We start from the raw sequence: 16,804 nt of genomic DNA, 5'->3' as shown, positions 1-16,804 counted from the left end.
ACCCCGGACGCCGGTCTCCCCGCCGCCGTCCGAGTGAACGATCCAATCCTGGCATACCGCCCGGCACCCCTCGGCGCGGGTCAGTCCTTCTTCGTCACGCGGAAGACGATGCCGTGATAGAGCACGAAGCGCAGCAGCACGACGATCACGATGCTGGTGAGGTTGACCGCGTTCACCGCGATCGCGCCGGGAGTGCGGCCGAGAAGCGCACCGGCGATCTCCACCCCCACCCACACCAGCGCGGCGCCCAACGCCGTGCAGACGGCGTTCGTGGCGAGGAACAGCAGCACCTCGGACGTGCGTCCTCGACGGTCGCGGTGCCGGAAGGTCCACTCCCTGTTGCCGATGTACGCGTTCACGAGCGCCACGAGCGAGGCGACGATCTTCGCGGTGACGACATCCCATCCCCACACGTACACGAGAAGGTTGAAGACGCCGACCTCGATCAGGGTGCTCAACGCTCCGACGACGAGGAAGCGGCTGCCGACGCCGGCGAGCCGACGCAGTCGTGAGGGAGGATTCATGGCTCAACTAGGCTACTTCCAGATCTCCCCGCGCCCCGCCACCCCACCCGAGGACTCCGTGACTCTCCGCCATCTCGCCATCGTCATGCCCGCCTACAACGAGGCAGAGGGCATCCGGGGCTTCGTCGACGAGATCCGCGCCTCGGTCGCATCGCTGGCCGACGTCGTCTCGTTCCATGTCGCCGACGACCGCTCGACCGACGGGACGGCCGCGGTGTTCGACGACGTCGACGACGTCACGGTGGAGGTGCAGCCGCTGAACCGCGGCCACGGCCCGACCGCGCTGGCCGCCTATCGCGCGGGTCTCGCAGCCGACCCCGACGCCCTCGTGCACGTCGACGGCGACGGCCAGTTCCACGGCAGCGACTTCCCCCGTCTGATCGGCGCGCTCATCTCGGAGGATGCCGACGTCGTGCACGGCGTGCGCGACGGCCGCACCGACCCCTGGTACCGCAAGGTTCTCACCGGGGCGGTGGGGGTGCTGATCGCGTCGGCCGCCGGTCGACGCGTCCCCGATGTGAACACCCCCCTTCGGGCATATCGCCCGGAGGCGCTGCGCACTCTGATCGATGCCGTGCCGACCGACGCCTCCGTGCCGCACGTGCACTTCTCGCTGGCAGAGGCGCGCGCCGGATTCGTGGTGCGCTACCTGCGCGTCGCGAGCATCCCGCGCCGCGGAGTGTCGACCACCGGCACCATGTGGGGGCGCGGCGCCGGCGTCGCCCTCCCCCCGAAGCGGCTGCGTCTGTTCGTGCGCTCCGCGCTGGGTGAGGCATGGCAGCTGTCGTTGCGGCCGTCCGCGCCGCTGCGGCGGATCCGCCGCCCGGAGCCCGTCGCGCGATGACGCGCACCCGCACGGTCCTGTTCTGGGCGGCGGCGGCCGTCCTGCTGATCGGGCACGTCGTCGTCGCCTGGCACAGCCTCACGGTGTGGCGCTTCTGGGAGGACGAGGCGTTCAACCTGACCGTGCCGCGCAACCTCATCGCGGGCCTCGGCTATGCGAGCGACGGCGCCCTCTCCGGATCGGTCATCACCCCCTTCGACCCGCGGATCTCCACGGGCCCGGTCGTGCTGCTGCCGGTGGCCGCGCTGCTCGCGACGGGCATGGACCCCGTGCTCGCCGGACGCCTCGTCCCCCTCGCCTTCTGGGTGCTGCTGCTCGCCGGACTCGCCGTGCTGGGCCGCCGCATCGGCGGACGCTGGGCGGCCCTGCTCGCCGTCGCAGTGGCCCTCGCGTTCACGGCGAGCGCCGGGGTGTCCCCCATCCAGGGTCCGGCCGATCTGCTCGGCGAGATCCCCGCGGCCGCGCTCGTGGTGTGGGCGCTCGTGGTGCTGCCGCGGCGCGCCTGGCTCGCCGGGCTGCTGGTCGGGCTCGCCGTGCAGGCGAAGCTGATCGCTCTGCTGGTGCTTCCCGCCTTCGCCGTGGCGCTGTGGGTGCTGGCGGACGGGCGCGGCTGGGGCCGCATCCTCGACACGCTGCGACGGTCGTGGCTGCCGCTGCTGATGGTGGGGGTGCCGACCCTGCTGGTGGAGCTGACCGCACTGGTGTCGCTCGGGCCGTCCGGTTTCGTCGAGCATCTGCGCGCGATGATCCGCTTCGTGCGCAGCGGTGGGCAGGACGCCACCACCACGGTGCTGCAGAAGCTGGGCACGCTCGCCGACTCGTGGTCGATCCCCGCGGTGCTCGCCGTGGTCGCCGCCGTGATCGCGATCACGCTGGCCGTCGTCGGCGTCGTGCGCCGCTGGCGTTCCGCCTCCGACGCCGACCGCCTCGTCATCGCCTCCACGCTCGCCGCCCTCGTGGGCGCGCTCGCGTTCGTCGGCTGGTGGGCGACCGCCGCACGCCTGCCCCTCTGGGTGCGGCACCCCGCCCCTGGCGTCTTCGCGTTCTTCCCGATCATCGCCGCATCCGCGGTGTGGGCCGTGCGGGGGCTCCCGCGTCGCGGCGGGCTGCGCGTGACCGGCATCGTGGCCGCTGCCGTGCTCGCGGCCACGGTCGCCGGCGGCGCGACCGCGCACGTCATCTCGTCCTTCACTCCGCGCGACGTGACCTTGCAGAGCCAGCGCGCCGCCGTCGCCCCGCTCGCCGACTGGGTCGCCGAGAACGACGTGGAGTGGCTCGCTGCGGAGCCGTGGGGAGCCGCCGTCGCCCCGATCGTGCTCACGGGAGCGCACCTCGGCCTGTCCGACGCCCCGTCGATGAGCGACGTGCCCCGACTGACCGGTGGCACCTGCACGACCGAGACGCTCGCCGACAGCGGCTACTTCCGCATCTGCGCCGCGCCGTAGCGTCCGCGGCATGCAGAACGGCCGGCCGCTGGAGCAGCGACCGGCCGTTCTGTCTGCGACGTGCGTCAGAGCGCCAGGCGCTCCTGGACCACCCCGGCGAGACGTTCCGCGTAGGTGCGCACCGACTCGGCGTCGGCCGCCTCGACCATCACGCGCACCAGCGGCTCCGTCCCGGACTTGCGCAGCAGCACGCGCCCGGTGTCGCCCAGCTCGGCTTCGACGTCGCGCACCGCCTGCTGCACGACCTCGTCGTCGGCGACACGATCCTTGTCGACGTCGCGCACGTTGATCAGCACCTGCGGGTAGACCGTCATCACGGAGGCGAGCTCGGCGAGGGACTTCCCCTGTCGCGCCATCTCGGACACCAGGTGCAGACCCGTGAGCAGGCCGTCGCCGGTGGTGGCGAACTCGCTCATGATCACGTGGCCGGACTGCTCGCCGCCGAGCGCGTAGCCGCCCTCGTTCATGTCCTCGAGCACGTAGCGGTCGCCGACCGCGGTCTGGCGCACGGTCACGCCGTGCTCGCGCATCGCGACGTGCAGGCCGAGGTTGCTCATGACCGTGGCGACGAGCGTGTCGTCGGTGAGGACGCCGCGCTCCTTCATCGACAGCGCGAGGATCGCCATGATCTGGTCGCCGTCGACGATGGTGCCGTTCGCGTCGACCGCGAGGCACCGGTCGGCGTCCCCGTCGTGCGCGATGCCCACGTCGGCGCCGAGCCGCACCACGGCCTCAGCGAGGTTCTCGAGGTGCGTGGAGCCGACGCCGTCATTGATGTTCCAGCCGTCGGGGTCGGCGCCGATGACGGTCACCTCGGCCCCTGCGTCGCGGAACGTCTCGGGCGATACGCCGGAAGCGGCGCCGTGCGCGCAGTCGAGCACCACGTGGATGCCCTCCAGGCGGTGCGGCAGCGAGCCGAGCAGGTGCACGACGTAGCGGTCTTCGGCGTCGGAGAAGCGGTCGATGCGACCGACGCCTGCGCCGGTGGGGCGCAGCTTCTCGCCGTGCATGGCCTCTTCGATGCGCTGCTCGACGATGTCGGGGAGCTTGCGGCCGCCGCGGGCGAAGATCTTGATGCCGTTGTCGGGCGCCGCGTTGTGCGACGCCGAGATCATCACGCCGAAGTCGGCGTCGCGGTCGGCCACGAGGAACGCGAGTGCGGGGGTCGGGATGACCCCGGCCTCGAGCACGTCGACGCCGGAGGACGCGAGGCCCGCGGAGACGGCGGCGGTGAGGAAGTGCCCCGAGACCCGGGGGTCACGGGCGACCACGGCGGTGAGTCGCTTGCCTTCGGCCTTGCGAGCCTCCGCCGTACGGCCCTGGCCCAGGACGACAGCAGTCGCCTGGGCCAGGGTGAGCGCCAGGTCGGCGGTGAGGATGCCATTGGCGAGTCCTCGCACGCCGTCCGTGCCAAAGATCGGCATCGGAGCAGTGGACCTTAACGCTTCGAGTACTGAGGCGCCTTACGGGCCTTCTTGAGTCCGGCCTTCTTGCGCTCCTTGACGCGAGCGTCGCGCGAGAGGAAGCCGGCCTTCTTCAGGGTCGGACGGTTGTTCTCCGCGTCGATGCCGTTGAGGGCACGAGCGATGCCGAGACGCAGCGCGCCGGCCTGGCCGGAGTCGCCACCACCCGAGATGCGGGCGATCACGTCGTAGGCACCGGCGAGGTTCAGCGCGGTGAACGGGTCGTTGATCAGCTGCTGGTGCAGCTTGTTCGGGAAGTAGTCCTCGAGCGTGCGGCCGTTGACCGTGATGGCGCCCGAGCCGGGGACCAGACGCACGCGGGCGATGGCCTGCTTGCGACGGCCGACAGCGGCGCCCGGGACGCTGAGCACGGGGCGGGGAGCCGCCTCGACTGCCTCGGTCTCGGGGGTCGACGTCGAGAAGTTCTGGAGGTTTTCGGTGGTGTCCTGGATGTCAGCCACGAGTATGTCCTTAGTCGTTACGGCGCTTACTGGGCGACCTGGTCGAGGGTGTACGGCTGGGGCTGCTGCGCGGCGTGCGGGTGCTCGGCACCGACGTACACCTTCAGCTTCGACAGCTGCTGGCGGCCCAGGCTGTTCTTCGGGAGCATGCCGCGGATGGCCTTCTCCACGGCGCGGACCGGGTTCTTCTCGAGCAGCTCGGAGTAGTTGACGGCCTTCAGACCACCCGGGTAGCCCGAGTGACGGTAGGCGATCTTCTTCTGGAGCTTCTGACCGGTGAGCGCGACCTTGTCGGCGTTCACGATGATGACGAAGTCACCCGAGTCGATGTGGTTGGCGAAGGTCGGCTTGTGCTTGCCACGCAGGAGCGTCGCCGCGTGCGAGGCCAGGCGGCCGAGAACGACGTCGGTGGCGTCGATGACGACCCAGTCGCGCTGGACTTCGCCAGCCTTGGGGGTGTAAGTGCGCGTCACGATAGTGCTGCTTTCTTGTCGAACGGAGGTGTTCGTGAATCCCACTCCGGGGTGGTTCCTCCCGACAGGGACGAACACGCCAGTGGAGGGCTCACGTTCGGATGTGCGTCTTCCTCGCAGTACGGGAAGGGCACCAAAGAGTCAGCATACGCCACCCGACCCCCTCCGACCAAACCAGCCGCGGGCCCGCGCCGGTCAGTCGGTCTTCACCGTCACGAGGATCGGACGGTGGTCGCTCGACCGCTGCGGCAGGGTCGTGATGCGCTCGATCTCGAATCCGGTCGAGGTGGCGAAGTCGTAATGACCGCGGAAGACGCGGTAGCGCGTGTAGGTGTGGTCGTCGCTGAGCGACAGCGCATAGCCGTGGTCGCGCACGGCCTGCCCCAGGTTCTCCTTGAACACGGGGTAGTTGTAGTCGCCGACCATGAGCTGCGGAAGGCCGTCCCCGAGGCTCGCGAGCTCGGTCAGGGCCGCGCGGATCTGGTGGCGCCGCAGCGAGTTCAGCGCCGTCAGCGGTGCGGCGTGGAACGACGCGACGATGAACTCGTCGCCGTCGTCGATGTCGCGCAGCCGTGCGCCGAGCACCCGCTCGTGCGCGGGCTTCGCGATGCGGTCGTGCAGCGACTTCTTCAGCCCGAGGGTGCGGATGCCCTGCAGGTGGTAGGTGCTCTCGCGGTAGAACAGCGCGAGTCCGAGGCGGTTGCCCTGGGTGGCGTCGGCGAGCACGAGGCCCCCGATCCGGTCGGGCAGCGCCGGCACGTCGCACTCCTGCAGGCAGAGGATGTCGGGGTCGTGTTCGGCGACGAGTGTCGCGAGCTCCCCGGCCGCCCGGTGTTTGCGCAGGTTGTACGAGATGACCTTCATGACCGTGCCCACGCTACCCGCCCCTGCTGTGCCCGGGATCCGTATCCGGCGATCAGTCCGACTCGCGGTCGCGGCGGGCCCTGGTCTGTTCGGCCCGTGCGGCGAGCAGCTCGTCCGCCGGATACCCGACCTCGGTCAGCGTCAGCCCCCGGGCCGCGAGCACCTTGAACTCGCTGGTCCTGGTGAGAGCGTCGCGCAGCACCACCAGGTCGGACACGTCCAGGCGACCCTCCCCCACGGCCGCGCACGCGCCGACGAGGGCGCGCACCATGCTGTGGCAGAACGCGTCCGCCTTCACCTCGGCCACCAGCACGCCGTCCGCGTCGCGCTCCCACCGGTAGTCGAGCAGGGTGCGGATGGTGGTGGCCTCCTCGCGGGGCTTGCAGTACGCCGCGAAGTCGTGCAGGCCGATCAGCGTGCGCGCGGCCTCGTCCATCGCGCGCTCGTCCAGCCGTCCGCGGATGCTCGTGGTGTCGGCGCGACGCAGCGGGTCGTAGCCGGCCAGACCGTCGGCGAGACGGTACCGGTAGCGGCGCCACACGGCCGAGAAGCGCGCGTCGAAACCCTCGGGCGCCGCGGTCGACCGGGTGACGGTGACGTCGGAGTAGGCGCCGAGCACACCCCGCATGCGTCCCGCGATCGAGCCCGCCGGATCCTGCGCCGCCCGTCCGTGCCTGGCCTCGATGCGCGACCACTGCCGCTCGTCGAGATCGACGTGTGCGACCTGTCCGCTCGCGTGCACGCCGGCGTCGGTGCGGCCGGCGACCACGAACCGCACGTCGGAGCCCACGATGCGCGCGAGCGCCGCCTCCAGCGTGCCCTGAACGGTGCGGAGCGTGGGCTGTGTCGCCCAGCCGCGGAAGTGGGTGCCGTCGTAGGCGATGTCGAGCCGGATGCGCACGAGGCCAGCCTAGGACAGCCCCGCGCGCACCCGCCGCCTCAGATGCCGCCGTCGACCGAGCGGATGGAGACGCCGGGCTCGTCCGGCACCATCACCTCGGTGTCGCGGTTCAGACTCTCGCCGCGGAAGAAGCGCTTCGACCGCGGGAACAGGTACCACAGGAGCATCAGCACCAGGCCGATCGCGAGCGAGCCGATGCCGATCACGAACGTGCCGCCGATGCCGAACAGCACCGTGTAGCCGTAGTCCACGTCCCACATGTCGATCGCGGACTGCACGAACGCGCCGGTGAGCAGCAGCGCCCCGACGAGCGGGAAGATCCCCTTGAAGAAGAGGTCGCGTGCCGAGGTGCGCAGGTCGGCGCGGAAGTACCAGACGCAGGCGAATCCGGTGATGGCGTAGTAGAACGCGATGGCGAGGCCCAGCGACAGGATCGAGTCCTGCAGGATGTTGTCGCTGATGAGCGTCATGCCCACGTAGTACGCGGAGGCGACCACGCCCATCACGATGGTCGAGAACGACGGGGTCTTGTAGACCGGGTGCACCTCCTTGAACTTCGCGGGGAGCGCCCGGTACACGCCCATCGCGAGCGTGCCGCGCGCGGTGGGCAGGATCGTCGTCTGCGTCGACGAGATCGCCGAGATGATGACGGAGACCACCAGCACCCAGCCGAACGGGCCCAGCAGGCCGTCCTTGATCGCGAGGAAGAAATCGTCGGCGTTGGCCTCGTTGCCGAGCCCCGTGCCGTCCTCGCCGAGACCCGCGTACATCATCGCCGCGATCGTGACGGCGACGTAGGTCACCAGCAGGATCACGCAGGTCAGCACGGCCGCTCGCCCGGGAATGCGCGTGGGGTCCTTGGTCTCCTCGTTCAGCGCGAGGCACGTGTCCCAGCCCCAGTAGATGAAGAGGGCGAGCAGGATGGCCTCGGTGAAGCCCGACCAGTCCGTGAAGCCGAACGGGTTCAGCCACTCCCACGAGAACGGCGTGGCGTCGGGGGCGTCGCCGGTGAAGAACTGCCACAGCGCGGCCACCACGAAGATCGCGAGGGCCAGGTACTGCACGGCCAGCAGGATGTTCTGGATGCGCTCGCCGATCTCGACGCCGCGCCAGCTGACCCAGGTCATCGCGGCGATGAAGAGCACCGCGACGAGGATGATCCGCCAGTCGTTGTTCTCCAGGTCGAACCCGATCAGGGACCAGAAGTACACCGAGGCGATCTGGGCGAGGTTCGCGAGCACGACCATCCCGGCCACCGCGACGCCCCAGCCGCCCATCCAGCCCACCCAGGGGCCGAACGCTTTCGTGCCCCAGGTGAAGGTGGTGCCGCAGTCGGGCACGGCGTTGTTGAGCTCGCGGTAGGCGAAGGCGATCAGGAGCATCGGGACGAAGGCGATCACGAACGCGATCGGTGCCTGCGCCCCGACCGCGAGCACGACGAAGCCGAGCGTCGCGACGAGGGAGTAGACCGGCGCCGTGGAGGCGAGACCGATGACGGTGGATCCCCACAGGCCGAGGGTGCCAGCGGCCAGCCCCTTGCCGTCGGGTCGTTCCAGGTGGATGGGCGTCGTTGCCATGCTCAGACAGTACGACGAGCTGCGGTATACCGTCAATCCTTTTCTTCGAGCAACGGATTCCACTCACACAACTTCATCTCACGACGGAATCCGTGGATTCATTCGCGACCGAGCATCCCGTCGGCGTGCGTGGCGACCCACTCCATCAGGGGCAGCATCCGGTCCATCAGGTCACGCCCCAGCGGGGTGAGGCTGTACTCCACGTGCGGGGGCACCGTTGGCAGGGATTCCCGGTGCACCAGCCCATCCGCCGACAGCGTGCGCAGCGTGGTCGCGAGCATCTTCTCGCTGATGCCGTCGACCTCCCGTCGCAGCTCGCCCCAGCGCCGCGTGCCGTCCGACAGGCACGACAGCACCAGCACGCCCCACTTGCTCATGATGTGGTCCAGCACCACGCGCGTGCCGCAGCCCTGGTCGAACACCGTGGGCGAAGACTCCCGGATTTCCGCAAAACTCACCGACATGTAGGTACCTTACGTCAAAGTGGGTACCGGTCGGATGGAATGCGCGGGTGCCTCGCGCCGGTTGGGGCAGGTGTTCACCAACGGAAGGACCGCCCTCATGACCATCCTCATCACCGGAGCCACCGGACACCTCGGCCGCCTCATCATCGCCGCCCTCCTCGCCCGCGGCGCCGACCCCCAGTCGATCGTCGCCGGAGCGCGCGACGTGGCCAGGGCGGCCGACCTCGGCGTGCGCGTCGTGCCCCTCGACTACGACGACCCGGCCTCCGTCGCCGCGGCCCTCGACGGCATCGACACGGTCGTGCTCGTGTCCGGCTCCGAGGTCGGCCGCCGCGTCGAGCAGCACCGGGCGGTGATCGACGCGGCCGCAGCCGCCGGCGTCTCGAAGCTCGTGTACACCAGCGCCCCGAAGGCCACCACGAGCGACCTGGTGCTCGCGCCGGAGCACAAGGCCACGGAGGAGCTGATCGCGGCCTCCGGCGTCCCGGCCGTGATCCTGCGCAACAACTGGTACACGGAGAACTACGCCGCCGACCTCGCGCGCGCAGCCGAGACGGGCGTGCTCGCCTCCGGCACCGGAGACGGTCGCGTGGCCTCCGCCAGCCGCGCCGACTACGCCGAGGCCGCCGCCGTGGTCGCGCTCGACGACGGTCACACGGGCGCCGTGTACGAGCTCGGCGGCGACGTCGCGTGGGACTACACGGAGCTGGCCGCCGCGATCGCCGAGGTCACCGGACGCGAGGTGACCTTCGTGTCGCTCACGGCGGACCAGCAGCTCGCGGCGCTGCGCGGAGCCGGGCTCGACGAGGGCACCGCGGGCTTCGTCGTCGCCCTCGACGCCGGCATCCGCGGGGGCGCACTAGCCGAGACCGACGGCACGCTCGCGCGGCTGATCGGCCGTCCGACCACGCCGCTCGTCGAGGGACTGCGCGCGATCGCGTGAGCCGGCCGGAGCCCCGCCGACCGCACGGTCAGCGGGGCTCCGCCTCGACGGGCTCCCCCGCGGCACGGGCGACCTGCACGTAGGCCACCACGAGCGTGATGCTCTCGCGCTGGTACCCCTGCTCCGCGAGCACGGCCTCCACCGCGGCCCGCGCCTCCCGGAGGACCTCTCCGGACGCCGCGCCCGCGTCCACCCCGATCGACGCCTCGACCGCGACCCCGCGCGCCCCCGCGGCCACCGACACGATCGGCTCGGCGTCGCGCGTCGCGCCCAGCGCCGCGGCCCCCGCCCTGAGCAGATTCGAGATGAGCGAGCCGGAGCGGTAGACGCCGCGGACCCCCTCCTGCGCGCGCAGGACCTGTTCGATCCGGGCGGCCAGCTCGCGACGGCCCTCGCCGTCGATCGTCGGATCCTGCGTCATCACGACACCTCCCTGATGTCCTTGACGGTCACGTCGATCGCGGCGATGGTGAGCTCGGTGTGCCGACGCAGCCGCGCGTCCACCTCGGTACGGAGCCGGTCGGCCAGCCCGCGGATCGGCTCGCCGTGCAGCACGCTCGCGTCGATCGCCACGCGCACGGGAGCACCCGGCGTCGTGACGTCGCCCTCCAGGCGGCATCGCCCGACGAGCACGCCGGGGACCGCCTCCTCGGCCGCCCGCACGAGACCGCGCACCGCACCCTCGGTGATCGCCAGCTCCACCGCAGGGTCGTCCGAGGCGAACGGGATGCGGCGTCCCGCCCTGGCGTCCATCGCGATCCCGCTCAGGATCCGGTCGATCCACCCCTCCTCGACCGCGGGCTCTGCCGCGGTGTCGGCCGCCATCAGCGCGTCGCCCAGTCCGTGCAGCCGCTCGAGCGCGTCGAGGGCGAGCTGGCACCCCGGCGATTCCTCGATCGAGGCCACGCGCGGCTGACGCCCCGCCTCGAGGTAGTCGGCGAGCTCCTCGATCGTGTGCCCGTCGAGGTCGTCGGGCTCCAGTCCGAGACCGCGCAGGTCCGGGTTCTCGTGGTCGTCGTTCATCGCCACGCCTCCATCCGGGTGATCAGGAATCCGCGCGCACGGGCCAGCAGCCCGCGCACCGTGCTGACGGGGACGCCGAGCTCCGCGGCGATCTCGTCGTAGCTGTACCCGCCCATCTCGCGCAGCACCCAGCATTCGCGCTGCGCCTCCGGGAGCTCCCGCAGCGCGGCTCCCAGTGCCGCGACGCCCTCGCGCACCTCCACCACTGCCGACGGCGAGGCATGCAGGGGTGCCGGCCGGTCGATCTCGGTCACATCGACCGCCGGGCGGTGGCGCCGGAGCCGGTCCACGGCCTTGCGACTCACGATGCGCATCAGCCAGCTCTTGACCTTGCCGGGGTCGTCGAGCTCGCCGAACCGCTGCCACGCTGTCACGAACGCCTCCTGCACGGTGTCGTCCACTTCGGCCGAGCCGTTCAGCATGCGCTGCGTGTACGCGCGCATCATCGGCGTGTACCTCCGCACCAGCACCGCGAACGCCTCGACGTCGCCGTCCATGGCGCGACCCGCGACGATGTGATCCCCGGCCTGTTCCAGCGGGCCGCGAGAGCCATCCGCTGCCATTCCCCCACCCTTCGTTCCGCTTCCCCTGCAGGTTCGGAGCGCGTGCGGCGACGGATCGGATCCGTGCGCACGGCTCGGCCGCAGGGAGCGCCCCGACCGGGGGCGCCCCCTGCGCGAGCGGGATCACTTCTTGAACGCGTCCTTGACATCCTCGGCGGCGTTCCGCACATCGCCCTTCGCCTGCTCGGCCTTGCCCTCGGCGACGAGCCGGTCGTTGTCGGTGACCTCGCCGACGACCTCCTTCGCCTTGCCGGCGATCTTTTCGGCGGCGGCCTTGATCTTGTTCTCTCCGCTCATGGCGGCTCCTTTCCTCACGCGACCCCGGCTCTCGGGGTCGACGACGTCGGGGCGGTGCGGGACCGGTGCCCCGCCTCGCCCGCGCCGGCCAGCGACCGGCGCATCCTCTGCCTCGACCGGAACAGCTCGCGCCACCCGCGGTCCGCGACGTGCACGACCACCGGCACCTCCACGCCCAGCAACCGGTCCCACTCCGCGACGGCCGCTTCGGCCGCGGCGACGACGGCCCCCAGAGCCGCCCCCTTCCGCGGCGTCACGACGAGCCCGAGGGCGGTACGACGGCCCGCCCGACGCGCGACCGTCCGCGCCGACACCACGTCGGCCCGAGCCGCGAGCGTCTCCGCCAGCACGCCGTCGGCCACACCGCGGTCCACCCGGGTCGTCCCCCGAGGACCCGGCATCGCGAGCACCTCGCGCACGCGACCGCGGCCCCGCGTGAGCAGGAACGCGATCAGCAGGACGACCACGACCAGGGCCGCGGCCGCGGCGGACACGGCCGCGAGCGGGAACTCCCCGATGCTCCCGAGGTCGACCGTCGCGGCCGATGCATCGGCGGACGCCCGCTCGACCGCCGAGAGGGCCCCCGCCGCCCCCGCGGGCAGCAGCCGCGCCGACTCCAGCCCGGTCGCCACGAGTGCCGCGCCCGCCGCGAGCAGCACGAGGCCGCCGCCGAGCAGCACCACCCGGTTCCCCACGGATCCCGAGAGCCTCATCCGACCACTCCTTCCGTCGCCACGAGCACACGCGGCGTCAGGGCGAAGCCCACCTCGTCCAGCACGCGCACCACAGCGGTCCGCGCCGCATCACGGTCCACAGGCACCCCGCTGGTCGGGGTCAGGCGGACCGTGGCGGCTCTGCGCCCCACCGTGACCGCGACGCGCGGTCGCGGAACACCCGTGCGCCTGGCCACCCCGTCGGCGATCGCGTCCGCGAGCACGCCGTCGTCCACCACGAGCGCAGTGCGCCCGGTGAGACGGGCGCGTCGGGCGCGACGCCCCGGGACGACCGCCAGCGCCAGCAGCACCACGGCGAGCGCGATCAGCGCGATGCCCGCACCGATCGCGACACCAGCGGCGGACAGCGCCTGGGCGACGCCCGCCAGCAGCGCCGCCGCATCCGCGCGGAACCCGGGGTCGAGGGCCGCGGCGACCCCGCACCCCAGGAGCCCGAGCAGCACGATCGCCAGGAGAGCGGCGAGCACGGTCGCCGGAGCGGTCCGCGATGCCCGTGTCTCCCGGCGCAGCAGTCGGCGCGTGGCGGCGGGCGCGCTCATGCGACCCTCCGCTCGAGCGCACGCCGCACGCCGGTGAACCGCACGTCGACCGCGCCCACCCGTCGCGACGCCAGCTCCCCGAGCCGACGCACGAGGGTCTCGCGCAGCACCTCGCCGCGGTCGGCGAGGGTTGTGCCGTCGGAGCGCGCCAGCACGACGGGCACGACCACCGTGACGCGCAGGTCGCCGCGCCGGTCGCCCAGCTCCACCGCGATGTCGTCGAGCCCCACGCCTGCGGCATCCCTGGCGATGCCGAGGGCGATCCGGTGCAGGGCGCGGGCCTCGACGGACGTGGCCCCCGCCACACCCGTCGACGCCCCTGCCCGCTCGACGCTCACGAGGACGACCGCCGTCCGCGGACCACCTCGGCGAGCGCCCGCACGTCCAGGCGACCGTCGGCGATGCGCCCGGCCGCCGCGCCGACGAGCATCGCGAGGAGCACGAGCAGGAACGCCCAGAAGCCCAGCACGATCCAGGTCAGTGCGAGGACCGCGGCCGCAGCTCCGCCGATCACCGAGGCGTTCACTGGACTCGCGCCTCCTCGGCGTCGGCGTCGTCGTCCGAGGGGATGTGCACGTCGTTGACGCTCACGTTGATCTCGGCGACGTCCATGCCGACCAGGTCGACCATGGCCCGGTGGATGGCCGTGCGCACGTCGTCGGCCACCTTCTGCAGCGACACCGGGTACTCCGCGACGATCGTGACGTCGACGGCCACCTGCGTCTCGCCGACCTCCACGCTCACGCCCTGCGAGAGGTCGGCCGTGTTCAGCACGTCTCGGATCGCGCCCATCATGCGGGCAGCCCCGCCGCCGAGCGCATAGACGCCGCTGACCTCACGGGCCGCGATGCCCGCGATCTTCGCGACGACCGCGTCCTCGATCGTGGTCTTCCCCACCGCTGCGGCCTGCGCCGTCGGTACGACCTGAGCCTTGGGCTGGCTGCCCCCCGTCACGTTCGCCATCTCGAGCTCCTTCATCCGTGTGTCCGCACCGTGGGGCGCGGGCCGTGTTCTTACGACACCACTAAGACGCATGAGGCACCTCGGATGTCACGAATTCGTCGAGGGTTTTTCCGGGCGGGCAGAGAAACGCACTCTCACAGTGCACTCCAAGGTTGAAAGTGCAAAGTTGCACTCTATGGATGCAAGTGCAGAATCGACGAGGGAGCAGCGCAAGCGCGAGACGTCTCGCGCGCTCACCTCGGTGGCGCGGCGCTGGACGGTCGAACGGGGCTTCGCCGGCTTCACGATCGAGGAGCTGTGCACCGAGGCCGGGGTGTCGCGCCGCACGTTCTTCAACTACTTCGAGAGCAAGGAGAACGCGGTCTTCGGCATCGCCGTGATCGACTCCCGCCAGGAGGAGCTGGAGGACGCTTTCGCGAACGCCGACGGCGACCTGCTCGACGACTTCGTCGAGCTCACCGTCGCCCGCTTCTCCCTGTTCGACCCCGTCGAGCATGCCGCCGAGCTGTTCGCCGTGATCGAGCACGAACCGCGACTGCTCAAGGCCGCGTTCGAGCAGCAGGAGAAGCACGAGCGGCGCGACGTCGCCCTGATCACCCGCCGGCTCGAGGGCGTCGAGGACGCCGAGCTGCGCGCGCAGGTGCTCGTGCAGTCCGTCGGTGCCCTCGTGCGCCTGTGCATGGAACAGCTCCTGCACCACCACTCCACCGAGCCGTTCGCCGAGCTGATCCGACGCCGTCTCCGGCTCGCGCGCGACCTGTACTCCCCCGCACAGAAAGCCCACTGAATGTCCGCCACCGCCACCGCCGACGCGCCCTTCCTGCTCACGAAGCGTCGCATCTGGATCATCTTCAGCGCCCTGATCGCCGGCATGCTGCTCGCGAGCCTCGATCAGACCATCGTGTCGACCGCGATGCCGACCATCGTGGGCCAGCTCGGCGGCGTCGACCACCAGGTGTGGATCACGACCGCGTACCTGCTGGCCACCACCATCGTGATGCCGATCTACGGCAAGTTCGGCGACGTGCTCGGTCGTCGCAGCCTGTTCCTCGTCGCGATCGCGCTCTTCACGCTCGCGTCGGTGGGCTGCGCCCTGGCGACCGACTTCTGGATGTTCGTCGTGTTCCGGGCGCTGCAGGGCCTCGGCGGCGGCGGACTGATGATCCTGTCGCAGGCGATCATCGCCGACATCGTGCCCGCCAACGAGCGCGGCAAGTACATGGGTCCGCTCGGTGCCGTGTTCGGGCTCTCCGCCGTGGCCGGTCCGCTGCTCGGCGGGTTCTTCGTCGACCACATGACGTGGCAGTGGGCGTTCTACATCAACATCCCGGTCGGGATCGCGGCGTTCGTGATCGCGCTGGTCGCGCTGCAGCTGCCCAGCAAGAAGGCCGAGAAGCGCATCGACGTGCTCGGCGTGATCTTCCTCTCCCTCGCGACGACGTGCCTGATCTTCTTCACCGACTTCGGCGGCGACAAGGAGTTCGGGTGGGATTCGCTGGCGACCTGGGCGTGGGGCGCCGGCCTCGTGGTCGCCGCGACCGCGTTCGTCATCACCGAGTCCAGGGCGCAGGACCCGATCATCCCGCTGAGCCTGTTCCGCAACCCGATCTTCGTGAACGCGACGGCCATCGGACTGGTGCTCGGGATCGGCATGTTCGCGGCGATCGGCTTCGTGCCCACGTTCCTGCAGATGTCGTCCGGCACGTCGGCCGCGGCCTCCGGGCTGCTGATGATCCCGATGATGGTGGGCCTGATGGGCACGTCCATCTTCTCGGGCATCGCGATCTCGAAGACCGGGAAGTACAAGGTCTACCCGATCGTCGGCACGATCGTGACGGGCCTCTCGATGGTCGCGATGACCACGCTGTCGGCCGAGACGCCGATCTGGCTGATCTGCGTCTTCCTGTTCGTGTTCGGCGCGGGTCTCGGGCTCATCATGCAGGTCGTGGTGCTGGTGGTCCAGAACGCCGTGCCCGCGGGCGAGATCGGCACCGCGACGAGCACCAACAACTACTTCCGGGAGGTGGGGGCATCCCTCGGAGTGGCCGTCTTCGGCACGATCTTCACGACGCGGCTGACGGAGAACCTGCTCGGCGTGTTCGCCGGAGCCGGTGCCTCGCCGGATCAGGCGTCGCAGGCCGCGTCGACCATCGACCCCGCAACGCTCAGCGCGCTGCCCGACGAGGTGCGCGACGGGATCGTGACCGCGTACGCCGATGCGCTCGCCCCGGTGTTCTGGTACCTGGTGCCGTTCGTGGCGCTCGCACTGCTGCTGTCGCTGTTCCTCAAGCAGATCCCCCTGTCCGACCAGGCGGGACTCGTGGCACGCGGCGAAGCCATCAGCGGCGAGGAGGCGGAGCGGCTGGAGGCCGCTCAGCGCGCCGGCGGACGGACGCCCACCGCGGTCGACGGGCCGGAGGGGTCCGACCCGTCGACCGCGGACCGGTGACCGGTCAGGGGAGGTCGGCGACGTCGAGGTCGTCGTCGTCGTCTTCGCTGGCCGGAAGGTCGTCGGGCTCGGGGTCGTGATCGTTGGTGACGATGTCGGCGTCCACACCGACGGCGTCCACCTCGGGACCATCGTCGGCGGCGTTGCTGTTCGGGTCTGACATGGGATCTCCGTTCCTCGGCCTCGTGGAGCGCAAGTCTCCCGTGCCGGCGGGCCCGAGCGCAGGGGCTTGACATGACCTCCGGGTTCCGGATGGCCCGTGCGGCCGAGGGCGCTG

23 protein-coding genes are annotated in these 16,804 nt (G+C 71.1%); 5 read left to right on the top strand and 18 right to left on the bottom strand.

All coding sequences use genetic code 11. From position 1 onward, the window contains the following. Positions 1-80: 80 nt before the first annotated feature. Complete coding sequence (locus KV394_RS09255) at positions 81-524, bottom strand: GtrA family protein (RefSeq protein ID WP_247638410.1); 444 nt, start codon at positions 522-524, stop codon at positions 81-83. Between KV394_RS09255 and KV394_RS09250 the strand changes: the two genes are divergently transcribed. After that, complete coding sequence (locus KV394_RS09250; RefSeq protein ID WP_247981297.1) at positions 523-1,368, top strand: glycosyltransferase family 2 protein; 846 nt, start codon at positions 523-525, stop codon at positions 1,366-1,368. The two genes, KV394_RS09255 and KV394_RS09250, sit on opposite strands and share 2 nt — an antisense overlap. Further along, the gene (locus tag KV394_RS09245; RefSeq protein ID WP_247981296.1) at positions 1,299-2,813 is read left to right on the top strand and encodes a hypothetical protein; all 1,515 of its coding nucleotides are present in this window, start codon (positions 1,299-1,301) and stop codon (positions 2,811-2,813) included. Before KV394_RS09250 ends, KV394_RS09245 begins: the two co-directional genes overlap by 70 nt. A 65-nt stretch (positions 2,814-2,878) precedes the next feature. On the opposite strand, the gene glmM is transcribed toward KV394_RS09245, so the two are convergent. The 7 genes from glmM to KV394_RS09210 form a co-directional block, all read right to left on the bottom strand. Further along, positions 2,879-4,237: a phosphoglucosamine mutase gene (gene glmM / locus KV394_RS09240; RefSeq protein WP_247981295.1), complete on the bottom strand. Its 1,359-nt coding sequence runs from the start codon at positions 4,235-4,237 to the stop codon at positions 2,879-2,881. Between the two features lie 14 nt (positions 4,238-4,251). After that, positions 4,252-4,737, bottom strand: coding sequence for a 30S ribosomal protein S9 (gene rpsI / locus KV394_RS09235; protein ID WP_247981294.1), 486 nt, complete (start codon positions 4,735-4,737; stop codon positions 4,252-4,254). 26 nt (positions 4,738-4,763) lie between these two features. Next, positions 4,764-5,210, bottom strand: coding sequence for a 50S ribosomal protein L13 (rplM, locus tag KV394_RS09230; protein WP_247981293.1), 447 nt, complete (start codon positions 5,208-5,210; stop codon positions 4,764-4,766). Positions 5,211-5,405: 195 nt separating this feature from the next. After that, a complete protein-coding gene (locus tag KV394_RS09225; protein WP_136031683.1) occupies positions 5,406-6,074 on the bottom strand; it encodes an endonuclease/exonuclease/phosphatase family protein in 669 nt (222 codons plus the stop codon). A 52-nt stretch (positions 6,075-6,126) separates the two neighbouring features. Next, positions 6,127-6,975, bottom strand: coding sequence for a tRNA pseudouridine(38-40) synthase TruA (gene truA, locus KV394_RS09220; protein WP_136036436.1), 849 nt, complete (start codon positions 6,973-6,975; stop codon positions 6,127-6,129). Positions 6,976-7,013: 38 nt separating this feature from the next. Next, positions 7,014-8,552: an APC family permease gene (locus KV394_RS09215; protein ID WP_247981292.1), complete on the bottom strand. Its 1,539-nt coding sequence runs from the start codon at positions 8,550-8,552 to the stop codon at positions 7,014-7,016. A gap of 98 nt (positions 8,553-8,650) precedes the next feature. Then, the gene (locus KV394_RS09210; protein WP_136045384.1) at positions 8,651-9,016 is read right to left on the bottom strand and encodes a winged helix-turn-helix transcriptional regulator; all 366 of its coding nucleotides are present in this window, start codon (positions 9,014-9,016) and stop codon (positions 8,651-8,653) included. 97 nt (positions 9,017-9,113) lie between these two features. Here KV394_RS09210 and KV394_RS09205 point away from each other — a divergent pair, with 97 nt between their 5' ends. Next, the gene (locus KV394_RS09205; protein ID WP_247981291.1) at positions 9,114-9,959 is read left to right on the top strand and encodes an SDR family oxidoreductase; all 846 of its coding nucleotides are present in this window, start codon (positions 9,114-9,116) and stop codon (positions 9,957-9,959) included. A 28-nt stretch (positions 9,960-9,987) separates the two neighbouring features. Here KV394_RS09205 and KV394_RS09200 read toward each other — a convergent pair whose 3' ends face one another. The 9 genes from KV394_RS09200 to KV394_RS09160 form a co-directional block, all read right to left on the bottom strand. Continuing rightward, the gene (locus KV394_RS09200) at positions 9,988-10,380 is read right to left on the bottom strand and encodes a hypothetical protein (protein ID WP_240753185.1); all 393 of its coding nucleotides are present in this window, start codon (positions 10,378-10,380) and stop codon (positions 9,988-9,990) included. Then, on the bottom strand, positions 10,380-10,982 hold the full coding sequence (locus KV394_RS09195) for an Asp23/Gls24 family envelope stress response protein (RefSeq protein WP_136031671.1): 603 nt from the start codon (positions 10,980-10,982) through the stop codon (positions 10,380-10,382). Before KV394_RS09195 ends, KV394_RS09200 begins: the two co-directional genes overlap by 1 nt. Beyond that, complete coding sequence (locus tag KV394_RS09190) at positions 10,979-11,545, bottom strand: RNA polymerase sigma factor (protein WP_136035291.1); 567 nt, start codon at positions 11,543-11,545, stop codon at positions 10,979-10,981. The genes KV394_RS09195 and KV394_RS09190 overlap by 4 nt, the downstream gene beginning before the upstream one ends. A 123-nt stretch (positions 11,546-11,668) precedes the next feature. Further along, positions 11,669-11,842: a CsbD family protein gene (locus KV394_RS09185; RefSeq protein WP_136031698.1), complete on the bottom strand. Its 174-nt coding sequence runs from the start codon at positions 11,840-11,842 to the stop codon at positions 11,669-11,671. Positions 11,843-11,856: 14 nt separating this feature from the next. Next, positions 11,857-12,555: a hypothetical protein gene (locus KV394_RS09180; RefSeq protein ID WP_247981290.1), complete on the bottom strand. Its 699-nt coding sequence runs from the start codon at positions 12,553-12,555 to the stop codon at positions 11,857-11,859. Further along, the gene (locus KV394_RS09175; protein WP_247981289.1) at positions 12,552-13,115 is read right to left on the bottom strand and encodes a hypothetical protein; all 564 of its coding nucleotides are present in this window, start codon (positions 13,113-13,115) and stop codon (positions 12,552-12,554) included. Before KV394_RS09175 ends, KV394_RS09180 begins: the two co-directional genes overlap by 4 nt. Then, positions 13,112-13,453: a hypothetical protein gene (locus KV394_RS09170; protein ID WP_206251708.1), complete on the bottom strand. Its 342-nt coding sequence runs from the start codon at positions 13,451-13,453 to the stop codon at positions 13,112-13,114. The genes KV394_RS09175 and KV394_RS09170 overlap by 4 nt, the downstream gene beginning before the upstream one ends. Continuing rightward, positions 13,450-13,641: a DUF2273 domain-containing protein gene (locus KV394_RS09165; protein ID WP_136031662.1), complete on the bottom strand. Its 192-nt coding sequence runs from the start codon at positions 13,639-13,641 to the stop codon at positions 13,450-13,452. Before KV394_RS09165 ends, KV394_RS09170 begins: the two co-directional genes overlap by 4 nt. Beyond that, positions 13,638-14,078, bottom strand: coding sequence for an Asp23/Gls24 family envelope stress response protein (locus tag KV394_RS09160; RefSeq protein WP_247981288.1), 441 nt, complete (start codon positions 14,076-14,078; stop codon positions 13,638-13,640). Before KV394_RS09160 ends, KV394_RS09165 begins: the two co-directional genes overlap by 4 nt. Positions 14,079-14,253: 175 nt before the next feature. On the opposite strand from KV394_RS09160, the gene KV394_RS09155 reads away from it, so the two are divergent. After that, positions 14,254-14,865: a TetR/AcrR family transcriptional regulator gene (locus KV394_RS09155; RefSeq protein ID WP_136044524.1), complete on the top strand. Its 612-nt coding sequence runs from the start codon at positions 14,254-14,256 to the stop codon at positions 14,863-14,865. After that, entirely contained in the window at positions 14,866-16,527 is a 1,662-nt protein-coding gene (locus KV394_RS09150; protein WP_247981287.1) for an MDR family MFS transporter, read from the top strand. Between the two features lie 4 nt (positions 16,528-16,531). Here the strand turns inward: KV394_RS09150 and KV394_RS09145 are convergent, their stop codons facing one another. Next, the gene (locus tag KV394_RS09145) at positions 16,532-16,690 is read right to left on the bottom strand and encodes a hypothetical protein (protein ID WP_168387156.1); all 159 of its coding nucleotides are present in this window, start codon (positions 16,688-16,690) and stop codon (positions 16,532-16,534) included. Positions 16,691-16,804 lie beyond the last annotated feature (114 nt).

Source organism: Microbacterium sufflavum, from assembly GCF_023101165.1.
GTDB classification, from domain to species: Bacteria; Actinomycetota; Actinomycetes; order Actinomycetales; family Microbacteriaceae; genus Microbacterium; species Microbacterium sufflavum.
This window is presented reverse-complemented; position numbering and strand designations above follow the sequence as displayed.

What these genes read in the sequence shown, in the direction of transcription:
- KV394_RS09250 (WP_247981297.1), top strand. Translation starts at nt 523, where the DNA reads ATGGCTCAACTAGGCTACTTCCAGATCTCCCCGCGCCCCGCCACCCCA.
- KV394_RS09255 (WP_247638410.1), bottom strand. Translation starts at nt 524, where the DNA reads ATGAATCCTCCCTCACGACTGCGTCGGCTCGCCGGCGTCGGCAGCCGC.
- KV394_RS09245 (WP_247981296.1), top strand. Translation starts at nt 1,299, where the DNA reads ATGGCAGCTGTCGTTGCGGCCGTCCGCGCCGCTGCGGCGGATCCGCCG.
- glmM (WP_247981295.1), bottom strand. Translation starts at nt 4,237, where the DNA reads ATGCCGATCTTTGGCACGGACGGCGTGCGAGGACTCGCCAATGGCATC.
- KV394_RS09225 (WP_136031683.1), bottom strand. Translation starts at nt 6,074, where the DNA reads ATGAAGGTCATCTCGTACAACCTGCGCAAACACCGGGCGGCCGGGGAG.
- KV394_RS09215 (WP_247981292.1), bottom strand. Translation starts at nt 8,552, where the DNA reads ATGGCAACGACGCCCATCCACCTGGAACGACCCGACGGCAAGGGGCTG.
- KV394_RS09210 (WP_136045384.1), bottom strand. Translation starts at nt 9,016, where the DNA reads ATGTCGGTGAGTTTTGCGGAAATCCGGGAGTCTTCGCCCACGGTGTTC.
- KV394_RS09205 (WP_247981291.1), top strand. Translation starts at nt 9,114, where the DNA reads ATGACCATCCTCATCACCGGAGCCACCGGACACCTCGGCCGCCTCATC.
- KV394_RS09200 (WP_240753185.1), bottom strand. Translation starts at nt 10,380, where the DNA reads ATGACGCAGGATCCGACGATCGACGGCGAGGGCCGTCGCGAGCTGGCC.
- KV394_RS09195 (WP_136031671.1), bottom strand. Translation starts at nt 10,982, where the DNA reads ATGAACGACGACCACGAGAACCCGGACCTGCGCGGTCTCGGACTGGAG.
- KV394_RS09190 (WP_136035291.1), bottom strand. Translation starts at nt 11,545, where the DNA reads ATGGCAGCGGATGGCTCTCGCGGCCCGCTGGAACAGGCCGGGGATCAC.
- KV394_RS09185 (WP_136031698.1), bottom strand. Translation starts at nt 11,842, where the DNA reads ATGAGCGGAGAGAACAAGATCAAGGCCGCCGCCGAAAAGATCGCCGGC.
- KV394_RS09180 (WP_247981290.1), bottom strand. Translation starts at nt 12,555, where the DNA reads ATGAGGCTCTCGGGATCCGTGGGGAACCGGGTGGTGCTGCTCGGCGGC.
- KV394_RS09175 (WP_247981289.1), bottom strand. Translation starts at nt 13,115, where the DNA reads ATGAGCGCGCCCGCCGCCACGCGCCGACTGCTGCGCCGGGAGACACGG.
- KV394_RS09160 (WP_247981288.1), bottom strand. Translation starts at nt 14,078, where the DNA reads ATGGCGAACGTGACGGGGGGCAGCCAGCCCAAGGCTCAGGTCGTACCG.
- KV394_RS09155 (WP_136044524.1), top strand. Translation starts at nt 14,254, where the DNA reads ATGGATGCAAGTGCAGAATCGACGAGGGAGCAGCGCAAGCGCGAGACG.
- KV394_RS09150 (WP_247981287.1), top strand. Translation starts at nt 14,866, where the DNA reads ATGTCCGCCACCGCCACCGCCGACGCGCCCTTCCTGCTCACGAAGCGT.
- KV394_RS09145 (WP_168387156.1), bottom strand. Translation starts at nt 16,690, where the DNA reads ATGTCAGACCCGAACAGCAACGCCGCCGACGATGGTCCCGAGGTGGAC.